This is a genomic window from Silvanigrella paludirubra (assembly GCF_009208775.1).
Taxonomy (GTDB): Bacteria; Bdellovibrionota_B; Oligoflexia; order Silvanigrellales; family Silvanigrellaceae; genus Silvanigrella; species Silvanigrella paludirubra.
In genome coordinates this window covers 229,001-240,859 of record NZ_WFLM01000001.1, presented here as the reverse complement: position 1 = coordinate 240,859, position 11,859 = coordinate 229,001, and the positions used below count along the sequence as shown (strand labels likewise).

12 protein-coding genes are annotated in these 11,859 nt (G+C 29.7%); 5 read left to right on the top strand and 7 right to left on the bottom strand.

Translation table 11 applies throughout. The features are described from left to right. Positions 1-36: 36 nt before the first annotated feature. A complete protein-coding gene (locus GCL60_RS01335; protein ID WP_153418057.1) occupies positions 37-1,230 on the top strand; it encodes a hypothetical protein in 1,194 nt (397 codons plus the stop codon). On the opposite strand, the gene GCL60_RS01330 is transcribed toward GCL60_RS01335, so the two are convergent. Both GCL60_RS01330 and GCL60_RS01325 read right to left on the bottom strand, forming a co-directional pair. After that, complete coding sequence (locus tag GCL60_RS01330) at positions 1,196-2,188, bottom strand: diaminopimelate epimerase (RefSeq protein WP_153418056.1); 993 nt, start codon at positions 2,186-2,188, stop codon at positions 1,196-1,198. The genes GCL60_RS01335 and GCL60_RS01330 overlap by 35 nt on opposite strands. Positions 2,189-2,227: 39 nt before the next feature. Continuing rightward, positions 2,228-2,509 carry a 2Fe-2S iron-sulfur cluster-binding protein gene (locus GCL60_RS01325; protein WP_153418055.1) on the bottom strand — a complete coding sequence of 94 codons (282 nt, stop codon included), beginning with the start codon at positions 2,507-2,509 and terminating at the stop codon, positions 2,228-2,230. A 120-nt stretch (positions 2,510-2,629) separates the two neighbouring features. Here GCL60_RS01325 and GCL60_RS01320 point away from each other — a divergent pair, with 120 nt between their 5' ends. The 3 genes from GCL60_RS01320 to GCL60_RS01310 all read left to right on the top strand — a co-directional run bounded on the left by GCL60_RS01320 (position 2,630) and on the right by GCL60_RS01310 (position 4,594). Continuing rightward, positions 2,630-3,469: a hypothetical protein gene (locus GCL60_RS01320; protein WP_153418054.1), complete on the top strand. Its 840-nt coding sequence runs from the start codon at positions 2,630-2,632 to the stop codon at positions 3,467-3,469. A 77-nt stretch (positions 3,470-3,546) separates the two neighbouring features. Beyond that, on the top strand, positions 3,547-4,407 hold the full coding sequence (locus GCL60_RS01315; protein WP_153418053.1) for a lysophospholipid acyltransferase family protein: 861 nt from the start codon (positions 3,547-3,549) through the stop codon (positions 4,405-4,407). 1 nt (position 4,408) lies between these two features. Beyond that, the gene (locus tag GCL60_RS01310; RefSeq protein WP_153418052.1) at positions 4,409-4,594 is read left to right on the top strand and encodes a hypothetical protein; all 186 of its coding nucleotides are present in this window, start codon (positions 4,409-4,411) and stop codon (positions 4,592-4,594) included. A 4-nt stretch (positions 4,595-4,598) separates the two neighbouring features. Here GCL60_RS01310 and GCL60_RS01305 read toward each other — a convergent pair whose 3' ends face one another. From GCL60_RS01305 to aspA, 5 genes are all read right to left on the bottom strand, one after another. Further along, on the bottom strand, positions 4,599-5,117 hold the full coding sequence (locus GCL60_RS01305; protein WP_161998030.1) for a GNAT family N-acetyltransferase: 519 nt from the start codon (positions 5,115-5,117) through the stop codon (positions 4,599-4,601). Between the two features lie 311 nt (positions 5,118-5,428). Next, the gene (locus GCL60_RS01300) at positions 5,429-5,803 is read right to left on the bottom strand and encodes a hypothetical protein (protein WP_153418050.1); all 375 of its coding nucleotides are present in this window, start codon (positions 5,801-5,803) and stop codon (positions 5,429-5,431) included. 161 nt (positions 5,804-5,964) lie between these two features. Then, positions 5,965-7,386 (bottom strand): DHA2 family efflux MFS transporter permease subunit, encoded by a 1,422-nt coding sequence (locus tag GCL60_RS01295; RefSeq protein WP_153418049.1) that lies wholly within the window; start codon positions 7,384-7,386, stop codon positions 5,965-5,967. 21 nt (positions 7,387-7,407) lie between these two features. After that, the gene (locus tag GCL60_RS01290) at positions 7,408-8,787 is read right to left on the bottom strand and encodes a hypothetical protein (RefSeq protein ID WP_153418048.1); all 1,380 of its coding nucleotides are present in this window, start codon (positions 8,785-8,787) and stop codon (positions 7,408-7,410) included. A gap of 61 nt (positions 8,788-8,848) precedes the next feature. Beyond that, positions 8,849-10,696, bottom strand: coding sequence for an aspartate ammonia-lyase (aspA, locus tag GCL60_RS01285; protein WP_153418047.1), 1,848 nt, complete (start codon positions 10,694-10,696; stop codon positions 8,849-8,851). Positions 10,697-10,838: 142 nt separating this feature from the next. On the opposite strand from aspA, the gene GCL60_RS01280 reads away from it, so the two are divergent. Further along, positions 10,839-11,822: a hypothetical protein gene (locus GCL60_RS01280; protein WP_153418046.1), complete on the top strand. Its 984-nt coding sequence runs from the start codon at positions 10,839-10,841 to the stop codon at positions 11,820-11,822. The last annotated feature ends 37 nt before the right edge of the window (positions 11,823-11,859 follow it).

The following is an 11,859-nucleotide window of genomic DNA, read 5'->3' as shown; positions in this document are numbered from 1 at the left end:
TAATTTTTAATTTATTATTATAGAGTAACATAATTAATGAAAAATAAAAAATCAGTATTATCAATTTGTTTTTTAGTAGTTACTCTTACGTTATATTCAATAATTATGCTATGGATTCATTTTATAATTACCAAAGAAATGAATTTAAAAATAAGTAAATTATATTCTATTTATCCAGAAATTCAAAATATTGAGTATAAAGGAATATCACTTTCTCCATTATTTATCATAAATAAAAAATTTAACATTGATAATTTATTCATAAAAGTCCAAAATATTCCTTTTGAACTTTTAATAAAAAAAATAGAAATAAACGATTTTTTTATTTTTAATAATGATTTTTTTCCTATTGAAATTTCTTCAGAATCTATTCAAATTTATAATTTAGAAGTACTTAAAGAAAATATAAAAAAACAAGACAATAACTTAAATCAATTTTATGAAAGTATTTACTATTTTTTAAATTCTCCTAAAGCTTCTTTTCATGCTAAATACCAATCTAATCAATATTCTATTGATCTTAGATTTTACTTAAAAAACAATTTAATATTAAACAGCTCATATCATTTAAATAACTTTAATCCGGTTGAAAAATCTAAAAATATTTTATATTTAAAAAACTTCAAAATCAATCTTGAAGACATTCCTTTAAACACAGAAAAAGTATTTCCAAAAAACACAGCTCTTCAGGAAGTTTTAGGAAATAATTATAAAAATTTATTAATAAATTTAAATATAAATTATAATTCAACCCAAAATAATGAAAAAGAAGCGAATTTAAATGCCAATATAGAAATTCAAAGAATCATAAATATTAAAATTTTAAGTCATTTTATTATTTATAATTTAGTAAATTTAAATAGTTCTTCATTTGAAAAAACTTTATTTCAATTCACCGATCAAAATTTTTTAGATGAATACTATAAAAATGAATCAATTAAAAAAAACAAATCTATTGAACAAGTAAAAAATGATATGATAAAACAAAATAATTTATTATTAATATTCATATCTAATCCTATTATTGAAAAAGCTCTCCAAGAAATGAATAATTTTATAAAAAACCCTAAAACATTATCTATTTTTATGAATCCAGAAAATCCAATTTCAATTGATTCTTTTTTAAAACTAGCTAAAGAAGATTATTTTGGTTTATTAAAATTACTTAATATTAAATTTGAATCAAATAAAAATTTTATTGAAATAAATAATGAGGAATATTTCCACTAAATACTTTTTTAGATGGACCTGATAATATTCTTTGTTCACCATAATTTTCTATTGTAATGATTTTAGAAATAGAAATAATGCCACCAGGCATTTTAAAAAAAACTTCATTCAATTGAGTTGAAATATTAAGTGAATGCTCCAATGCAATTCGGGCCGCAACTCCTCCTGAACCACAACAGGCTGTAAGCCCAGCACCTCGTTCATATACAACAAGATTCCAATGACTTACATTTTTTTCATGAAATGAAAGCATTCCAATATTGGCAAGAGGAATTTTATTTTTTAATGCTTTTTGTCTAAGATCATTCTGAGCATAATGACCAAATTCTTCATACATTTTTTTATTAAACTTTAGAAATTCTGATGAAATAAATACCCAATGAGGATTTGATAACGAAACAAATATAGGAGTTATATTTTCAAAATTTCCGAAATTTGCCAATGAATGATCTTGGATGGGTGTTTGAAATATTTCAATTTCTTTACCCATAGCAACACTTACATTAGCATCATTTAAATTATGAACATTTGCTTTTGTCAAAACAGCAAAAGAATTTTTTTGTAATATAAACTCTTCTTCAGACAAAATTGTTTCTAATTGATTTGTAAAAAATGCAGGTAATAATCTAAAAATAGGAAATGAATTTAAACCATCCCATTTTTTATCTTGAATGAGTTTTAGACCTAAACAGCGCAAAGCATTCCCGCAGGTACCAGCAAAACTTCCATCTGAATTTATAATTAAAATATTTACGAGAGTGGTATTTTGATCTAAAGGATATTGATAAAAAACAACTCCATCAGCACCAATTCCTTGATTTCGATCGCAAATTTTTTCAGCAAATTTTTTCAATTCATTTTGATTCGAAAAAAATTTTAAATAGGAATCTGAAATAAAAATAAAATCGTTTGAGGCTCCATGAAATTTTTCAAATTCTATATTAAAATCTGAATGCATTACAATTTACCTTATTTTTAAAGGATTTAATTAGATTAATTATTCTGAGACTTCTATTGTTACATCACCTAAAACTTTGCATTGACAAGCAAGACGTTCATCTTCTCTAGCTGCCATGGTTTCAAGAAAATCTTTTTCATGTTCTTCCATAGGACTTAAATTTTCTGGATGCTCGACAACTCGTATCATGCATGCACCACATGCCCCATCGCGGCATCCAAATAAAATGCTTGTTTCTTCAGTCTCACAAACATCAATTATAGATGAACCTTTTTCAACAGTTATATTTCTTTTATCGGTTTTTACAGTCAGTATTGGCATGATACATTTCCTTCCTAAAGTACCTTAACGGCTCTGCTTATTCCTAGCGGACTTCCTGATTTATGGCAATATTTACTTTTCATGCAATTTTACCGATAAACTTATTTGTTATGGTTTGCAATGGGAAACCTTCTAGTTTCATTGAAAGAAAATATGGGAATACCTCGTAACATACAATCTTTTTTGAAGGCTCCTTCGACAAGTTTATCGCCTATGCAAAGACTATGTCGAGTATTTAAGGGACCAGGTTGTTACGTTTGTGGTTTATGCGGGAAAAGATATAATAACCCAGATGATGCTTGGAAATGTCTTACTAGTAATGGATTAAATATTAATTCAATTCCTGTTATTGCTACTCAAAGTAATACCCAAACTTATTTTTGTTTACTTTGTGGCAAAACATATTCTAATGAGCCTGATACCGCACTTTGTATTTTAAGAGACCTTCAAGCAGCGCGTTACCCCAAAGTGCTTGGAGATCACCTTCATAATCTTTTTGCATCCTTAGCGGAAAGAGCGGAAAAAACAAAAAGAGATTCACTTGTAACAAGACCAGGAATTATAGGATCTTCCGTTCCAAAAAAAGTAGCTACTTTTAAAGCTCCAAAATCTTCACCAAAATCATCTCCAGAACCAACTCCCAAATTACCTCCTGTTGAAGACACCTCAACTGATGATGCAACTTCGTCAGAACAAGATGTTGTACAAGCACAAGCCCCTGCTGTAGATGAAACTCCAGAAGAGGAGCCTGGCACTTCTGGTGATCCAATGGATCATGAAAGTGATATCAAACAAAAACCTCAAGAAATTGAAAAACCAGTTTTGTATCGAAGACCAAATCAAAAACCATTCGCAAGAGACAATGCACAATATAGATGTACTGTTTGTAATGAAAAATTCTTCACAAAAATGGAAGTAGAGACCCACTTTGAAGAACACCCTCTCGTAGAAGATGTATAGACGAAAATTAAAAAAGTCGATAAAGTAAAAAAACTAAAAAACTCCGTGTTTTTAGTTTTTATTATTTTGGGGATCTCATGATTATCAACGGTCTATTAAATATTCTTTCTTTTTTATTAAACATTTTAGGGCATAGAGGAATTTATATAATATCATTCCTTTTAGGAATATTATCATTTGATATCTTACGTATAAGAAGAAAAGTAATTCTAAAAAACTTAACAATTGCCTTTGGCGAAACAAAAACACAAGCTGAAAAATTAAAAATTGGAAGAAAATCTACTATCAGTTTTTTACAAACAGCACTTGAATTATTTACAGCAAAAAAACTTTTTGAAAAAACTAATATAATTGTTAAGAATGAAGATTATATTAAAAATGGACTGGCAAAAAACAAAGGTCTTTATGCTATTTGTATTCATATGGGCAATTGGGAATATCTATGTCATGTTGGGTCCGTTAAATATGCGCCCATTCATGTTGTCGTAAAAGCGATAGGCAAAGGGACATTAGCAAAATGGGTTGAAAATATGCGCGCTTCTATTGGATTTCGCTTGATCGATCGTAAAGGAAAAGAATCCACAACTTCTCAAATATTTCAGGCCTTAAATAAAAAAGAAATTATTGGATTTATTGTAGATCAAAAAAGACCTAGAGGAGAAATGTTACCTTTTTTTGGAAAAGAAGCATCGACAAATAATAGTTTAGCTAAACTTTGGATGCGACAAAATGCTCCTATTGTCCCTGTGTGTATTAAAAGAATTAAATTGGATACCCATGAAATGACATTCTTCCCTGAATTTGAAATGATCATAGATAAAGAAAAAACAATTCAAGAAAATATCACAGAAAACACAAGAAGAATGAATTTAATTGTAGAAGAAATGGTAAAATTAAACCCTGAAGAATATTTTTGGATGCATAATCGATGGGGGTAAAATGAAAACTAAAAAAAATTTAATTGAAGACCCAAAAAAACAGCATGATATTCTTGCAGCACTGCGATTTCTTGAAAATCTAAAAACCGAAATTTCTATTGCAACAAATATAGAAGATATAAATGATCCTGCAATTTTGAATAAATTAAATGAAGTCATTTTATTTTTAAAAAAAGAACTTTTATAATCATCTATTGAATTTTAATATTCTCAATTTTTAAATCGGGTTTATTTTCAATTATCACTTTTAAATCATTTTGAGATAATGGTTTATCTAGCATTTTAATAAACATTTTAGAGTCTTTAGAATTTTGATAACCAAATTTTAAATAAAATGAATGTGAGTTTTCTCTAATGATATTTGTATATAAAAAGATGTCTTTAAATCCACAATTTTTAGTCCAATTTTCAGCATAATTTAAGAGTTTTTTTCCAATTCCATGCCCACGCAACTTTTCATCTACCACGATTGCTGAAATTTCAACCTTAAAAGAAGAAACTAAAAGATAACGAATTTCTAAGTGCATCCAACCAACCACATTTTTATCGGATACGGTTTCCGCTACGACTAGATGATGGTGAGGTAATTTATTAATTAATGAGAACCTTTTATCAAAATCAACGAGCTGGTCTGGATAGCCCAACTGTACGGTTAACTCTTTACATTTTAAAGAATCAAACTTATTCATTTCACGTATAATGATATCCACTTTTCTAAATCCTCGCATTGAAAAACAGACGATTTCAATGAAGGTCTTAATATTTTATAAGTTATAAAATATTAAGAATTCACGTCTGTAATAAAATATAACATGTCTATTTTTTTTTTCATCTTGAGCACTAAAAAAAATATATGAAAATGAATTTATTGATTTTTCTAAAAAATTTTTAAATTTTATCATATAATAATTAATATTTAATTTAAAACAAATTATAGTTTTCAAATTTTATTGAAATTAATTAATAAATTATCAAAAATAACAAATTAACCTAAAACTATAAAATGTTTATTAGTAATAACTTAATTTACCTTTAATTGAACGTTATTGTTTTCAAATGTAAATGTAAGTTCCTCGAATCCAGAAACATAAAAGTCTTCCATTTTTACTTTAATGGGTTTTTTGCTGTGAGGATCTGTAATGACTACACAGGACCACATCCCCTCTTGTTCCCATCCTCCATCATTATGATAAAGTTCCCATAAAATGGATTCTTTCTTATTTGCGGAAAAAGATCTTTGATAATTATGAATAAATCTCTCATTATAACAATCAATTTGAACTAATTTGTTATTATTATTTATAAAATTCCATCTTGATTTTAATGGAAAAGAATAACTAAAAAAAGGAGTTAAACTAATCATTACAGAAATTAACAATAAAAAAACACGAATCATATAAGTAAATCCTTAAGAATAAATTGAAACATACAAAAACAATTTTATATATTAAATAGAATTTTAAATTTCAATTTATTTATTTTTTATATAAACTTCATTCTAATATCATATATATTATATTTTATGAATTATTTTAATAAGATAATATTTTTAATTTGCTATTTTTTCTTTGATATAATTTCTAAAACTCTTTTATTATTAATTGTAAGCGCAATTATCACACCCATAAAGGAAATAAGAGCTAAAATATTAAAAGCTCTTTCAAAAATGGGTAAGGCATTTGAATTGGACAATATAAAGTTTGAATTGATATTCATTTCGCGAAATCCGCTTGCTAATATTAAAGAGGAAAGAGCAACTCCAATACTAATTGCAACCTGACGTCCTGCATTAAATACAGAACTCGCTCGCCCTGTATCATTTTTATGAATATCAAATAACGCTGAAGCTTGAATAGGGCCATTGGCAAATCCAATTAAAAGACCGCGTACCCATAATAAAATAGAAGCATATAAAACCTCTTGAGGAGATTTCACAGAATAAATAAAATAAGTTGCTAAAGATAATCCACAAAGACCAAAAATAATGGAGTATTTTGGGCCAAACTTATTAAAAACTCTTGCAGATATGGGAAGCATCATGATTGAGCCAATAGGCTGAGTACACATTGCGAGTCCGCTTTGTATTGGGGACATTCCTAATCCAGTTTGAAAATAAAGCGCAACAATAAAAATAGAACCAAAATGGCATATTTGAAAACATAGTTGTATTATATTTGCTTGAACAAATAATGGAATTTTAAAAAATTTAAGATCTAATAATGGATATTTTATTTTACTTTGCCAAAAAATAAAAATAACTAATGAAAATAAGGAAACAAACCCTCCCACCCATACAATATCATCGGATAATCCATAATGCCCAACTCGTGATAATGTATAAAGTAACGAAGAGAGACCTATTGCAGATAAAATAAATCCAAGCCAATCCAGCGAAGGGGTGTTCTCAAACTTGTCTTCTTTTAAATAGATAAAAGACAATATAATTGCCATAATGCCTATAGGAACATTAAAAATAAATATCCAACGCCAACTAAAATGTTCTAATACAAATCCCCCTAAAGTAGGGGCAATCGCAGGAGCAACCAATGTTGGCATTAAGGTATAGCTCGCTGCTTTAGAATATTCGCTTGTAGGAAAAGCTCTATATGCCATAGCCATACCTACAGGTACAATCATACCACCACCTATTCCCTGCATAATACGAAACAAAACAAGAGAATTTAAACTCCATGCACAAGCACATAAAAGGGAACTTAATGTAAAAATAAAAGTTGCAATTATAAATATTTTTTTATAACCAAATTTATCTCCTGCCCAACCACTTATAGGTATTATAATTGCTAATGCTAATAAAAAACCAGTTGATACCCATTCTGTTTCCGTTATGTTTACTTTAAAAACTTCCGCAAAAGTGGGCATAGCGACATTTACTATTGTGACATCCATACGGTCTAAAAATAAAACACAAACATATATAACGGCAACAAGATATTTATATTCAATTTGTTTTTTAAACATTATTTATAGCCATTAATAAAATTAAAAGAAAACTGGATCACCAGAGGCTACTTTAGATTTATTCTCTTTAATTGTCGAGTCGGGAAAGAAAAAAGAATATGAAAATTTCTCTTGATCTGTAACAAGTCTATCAACAATTTGAATGAGTATTTTCTCTTTCAGTTTTTCCAAAGACATTTGATTACTTTTTACGAGGTGTAAATTTTCTTTAAAAATATTTATTTCAGCAATTCGATGTTCAAGTACCTGACGTACTAAATCAAATCCTTGTAAAGCAACAATGCATCTACTTAACTCTGTATCAATTGATTTAAATTCACTTTTTATTTCATTATATGTATCATTCCATGTTAAATTTATATATTGATCCAATTTTAATTTTCTTCTAATAGTCGATATGCTTTTCTCAGTTAAATGATCACCATTAAATGTTTTAAATGTTTGATGTAAAGTACCAAAATCTCCATATTTTAAAACATTATCCCCTAACTCAACTCCAACATCTTCTAAATTTTTAGCAATGGGAACAAGTTGATCAGAAAAGTTTATAAAATCTTTCATTTGATTAAATACTTCAGAGGAATCAAGTTTATCTCTCATAAATAAAGCTTCAAATGTTTGAACAACTGCTTCAAACGTTGTGCTACTTAAATTGATTGCAACCACAACAGATTTTGATATTTCATGAATGTGTGGCATAAGTGACATAAGATAACGAGATTTATATTCTGAAAAATTGGGATCAATATTTTTAATTGAAAATTCTAAGTTTGAAACACGGGCACAGATATTTTGTAATGACTCTTCAATTAAACGAGAAGTAGATTCTTGAGCTAAAGAGCAAATTTCCAAAACAAGTCTTGTAAAACATGAATATTCATAGAAAAAATTACATATCTCTTGGTTTTCATTGCACCATTTTGAAGAATAATTCTTTTTAGGTAAATTATAATCATTAAAAAATGGGCGACATAAATGATGCAATGAACCACAAATGGTTTCTCCATTTGTTAATTTAGCAAAACATCCTTGCTTGTTTCCAAGTTCTACAAGTTTATCTAATGTCATAACCATTTTAATGATGTCACATTGTTTATTAAAAACTTCCACTTGAAAACTTTTAATTCCTACTTTTTTTCCAAAATCAGGAAACAATAATAAAATTCTGTAAATATGGGGAGGAATATTTGATAATTTTATAGAATCTTCTAAATTTAAAATTAACTCATAGAGTCGTTGAATTCCAAGCCAACTTACAGAATTTAATCGAGCAAAACTAATTTCTCGTGATTTTGAAAAAGGATCTTTCAGAAAATCAATTTCTGTAGAATCAATTAAATGCCCTTTAAGGGTTGAAATTCCATTTTCAAAAATCACTTCGAAATCGTTCTCAATTTCCATTCCAATTCCCCTGACATTTTTGAAAATATCTTTATGATTTTCGGAAAATCAGGGAAATTCTTTAGCGGGCGCTCAACATATTTTCAGGTTTTAAAGCGTCTTCAAGTTGTTCTTTTGTAAGGAGTTTATGTTTTAATACGAGGTTAAATACACTATCTCCCGACTCAAGAGCTTCTTTTGCAATCATCGTGGAATTTTCGTACCCAATTAAAGGATTTAAAGCAGTTACTAAACCAATACTATGCTCAACAGCACGGCGGCAAGCTTCACGATTTGCTGTAATTCCTTTGACACACAACCTAGTCAACGTCCGCATAGCTCTGCTCAACATATTCACACTTTGAAAAATATTAAAAACCATAACTGGTTCAAAAGCATTTAGCTGGAGCTGCCCCCCTTCAGAAGCCATTGTTACTGTTAAATCATTGCCAATTACTTGAAAGGCAACTTGATTCACAACTTCAGGAATTACGGGATTCACTTTTCCTGGCATAATACTTGATCCTGGTTGCATTGGAGGCAAATTGATATCTCCAAAGCCACAACGAGGACCACTTGATAATAGCCTTAGGTCATTGCAAGTTTTGCTTAACTTAACAGCTAAACGTTTTAAAATACCTGAAAACATCACAAAGGCACCTGTATCAGGTGTTGCTTCAATTAAGTTAGGTGAGGCAACAACATCAAGACCTGTAATTTCTTTTATTTTTTTCACAGCTGTCGCAGCATATTTTGGATGTGAATTAATTCCTGTTCCAATAGCTGTTCCGCCAATACTTAATTCTAAAAAGAGTTTTGAACCTTCTCGAATACGTGCAATATCTTCACTTAACATGACAGAAAATGCTTCAAATTCTTGTCCTAATGTCATAGGTACGGCATCTTGTAATTGGGTGCGGCCCATTTTTATCACATCAGAAAATTCCTTGCCTTTTTCAGATAAAGTTTGACAAAGCTCCTCTAAAGATTCCACTAATGTGGGTATAGATTGAAGAGCTGCTAAACGAATTGCCGTTGGGTAAGCGTCATTAGTTGATTGGCCTAAGTTAACATGATTATTTGGGTGAATAAAATGATATTCTCCTTTTTGTTTCCCCCAAAGCTCTAATGCTCTATTTGCTATCACTTCATTTGCATTCATATTTGTAGAGGTTCCTGCTCCTCCTTGGATCATGTCAACCAAAAATTGATCATGCCAATGACCAGCAATAATTTCGTCGCAGGCCATTACAATATATTCAGAAATTTCTTTTTCAAGCACGCCAATCTCGCAATTTGCAAGAGCAGCCGCTTTTTTTACTTGAGCTAATCCCTTAATAAATACAGGAAAATCTCTTAAAACCACACCAGTAATATTAAAATTTTCAATTGCTCTTAAGGTTTGAACACCATAATAAGCTTCGTCCGAAATTTCTCTATCACCTAAAAGATCATGTTCATGGCGTTTTTTACCAGAACCATAGCCAGAAAAATGGACGTTTCCATGGCTTGCCCCGCGTGAAAGTTTATTAAAAACAAATGTCCCAATATTCATTTGAATTTTACAAGAAATATCTTGATGTTCTTTCATTAATTTTAGAAAATTTGCTCGTGATAGAATCACCATTTCAACATTAGTTACCGCAATGGATTTTGCTTTATGAAGGGTTCCTTCTTGAAGCAGAGCGGCTTCCCCAAGAAACTGACCTGGACCATATATTGTTGTTGGTTCTTCAAAATCATAGGTTTGAGCCGATACTTCAATACGACCTTTTAAAATGAGACGAAGCTTGTCTCTTACTTGTCCGGGTGTATAAATGGTGGCACCCTTTTTAAAGGTTAAGTGTTCAAAATATTTTGAAAGGGTTTTAATTTCTTTCTCTGAAAGGCTTGAAAAAAGACTAAAATGTGGAAAAAAAGCAAGATCCATGGCAATAATTCCTCCATATATGGATTCATTTTGTGTTACACCTATTTTATAGCGGTGACAATGGGAGTACTTGATGCTACATCCCTATAGTTGATTAAGAATAAAAATACTAATCAACTCAATAAGATATGAGGTTATCCTTTTGGCTTTTCGCGAAACAGAAATTCATTATTCCCTTTGGCTTTATCCTGAAAAAAAGGATAATTTACAGTATATTGTATTAATTTCTGTTCTATTTCACGTTCTATTTGGCTACTTTTTATACTATTTTAAACCAAATGAAAATCAATTAAAAGAGATAACAAGCTCTACAACGCCAAACAAACCTCCTATTCATATTCAATTTACAGATGGACAAATGTCTAGTTCATCTCCAATTAATGAACATTCCAATAAAAAATTAGGGACAAAAAATATTCCTAAAAATCATTCTGGAGGTGTTCTTGCCGATAACAATCCAAATTCTAAAAGCAAAACTTTTGTCCCCGAAAGCTTAGTTTCTCCAGACAGAGAAGCTAATAAAAATCCTTTTATTTCTAAGAGAATTCCTACAAAAAATAATAAGGATGAAACTATTTCTCTTCCTAAAAATATTCAAAAAAATACTAAAAACGGTTTAGATTCCTTTTTACCAAATTCAAGCTCGGCTTACATAGATGAACTCCGTAAAAGTACTCAAAAACAACAAAAAATTGAAGGCGATAGTGGTGACATTCCAATTGTAGGAGATGACCTCACCCCTAGAAATGGTCCTAAAATTATGGAACGTTATTCTGTAAAGGATTTAGGGCTTTATCAATTTAGTCAAGAGTTCAAAGAAAAATTTTCAGGTATATGGAATTCTCATGAAAGATGGGTTCCACCAAGTTCCCCACTACGCCCAGGAGATATCGTGTATTATAAACTTTATATTAAAGGGGACGGATCCCTTCAAAAGTTCGAAAACCTTTCTCACAAAAGGCTTCCAGAAAAGGATTTTTCAGCAGTGGATAAAATGATTGAAGAGGTTGTATCACAAGTATTTCCTATGACGGTACCCCCTCGATTTGCTCAAAATATGGTGACAGAAATTGTTGCTATCCAGGTAGTAGGTACAAACAGTCCTGTTCAATATTCTTTTCAATAGAGTAAAAATTGGTTTGTTTTGATAGAATAACCGTTCT

What these genes read in the sequence shown, in the direction of transcription:
- GCL60_RS01335 (WP_153418057.1), top strand. Translation starts at nt 37, where the DNA reads ATGAAAAATAAAAAATCAGTATTATCAATTTGTTTTTTAGTAGTTACT.
- GCL60_RS01330 (WP_153418056.1), bottom strand. Translation starts at nt 2,188, where the DNA reads ATGCATTCAGATTTTAATATAGAATTTGAAAAATTTCATGGAGCCTCA.
- GCL60_RS01325 (WP_153418055.1), bottom strand. Translation starts at nt 2,509, where the DNA reads ATGCCAATACTGACTGTAAAAACCGATAAAAGAAATATAACTGTTGAA.
- GCL60_RS01320 (WP_153418054.1), top strand. Translation starts at nt 2,630, where the DNA reads ATGGGAAACCTTCTAGTTTCATTGAAAGAAAATATGGGAATACCTCGT.
- GCL60_RS01315 (WP_153418053.1), top strand. Translation starts at nt 3,547, where the DNA reads ATGATTATCAACGGTCTATTAAATATTCTTTCTTTTTTATTAAACATT.
- GCL60_RS01310 (WP_153418052.1), top strand. Translation starts at nt 4,409, where the DNA reads ATGAAAACTAAAAAAAATTTAATTGAAGACCCAAAAAAACAGCATGAT.
- GCL60_RS01300 (WP_153418050.1), bottom strand. Translation starts at nt 5,803, where the DNA reads ATGATTCGTGTTTTTTTATTGTTAATTTCTGTAATGATTAGTTTAACT.
- GCL60_RS01295 (WP_153418049.1), bottom strand. Translation starts at nt 7,386, where the DNA reads ATGTTTAAAAAACAAATTGAATATAAATATCTTGTTGCCGTTATATAT.
- GCL60_RS01290 (WP_153418048.1), bottom strand. Translation starts at nt 8,787, where the DNA reads ATGGAAATTGAGAACGATTTCGAAGTGATTTTTGAAAATGGAATTTCA.
- aspA (WP_153418047.1), bottom strand. Translation starts at nt 10,696, where the DNA reads ATGGATCTTGCTTTTTTTCCACATTTTAGTCTTTTTTCAAGCCTTTCA.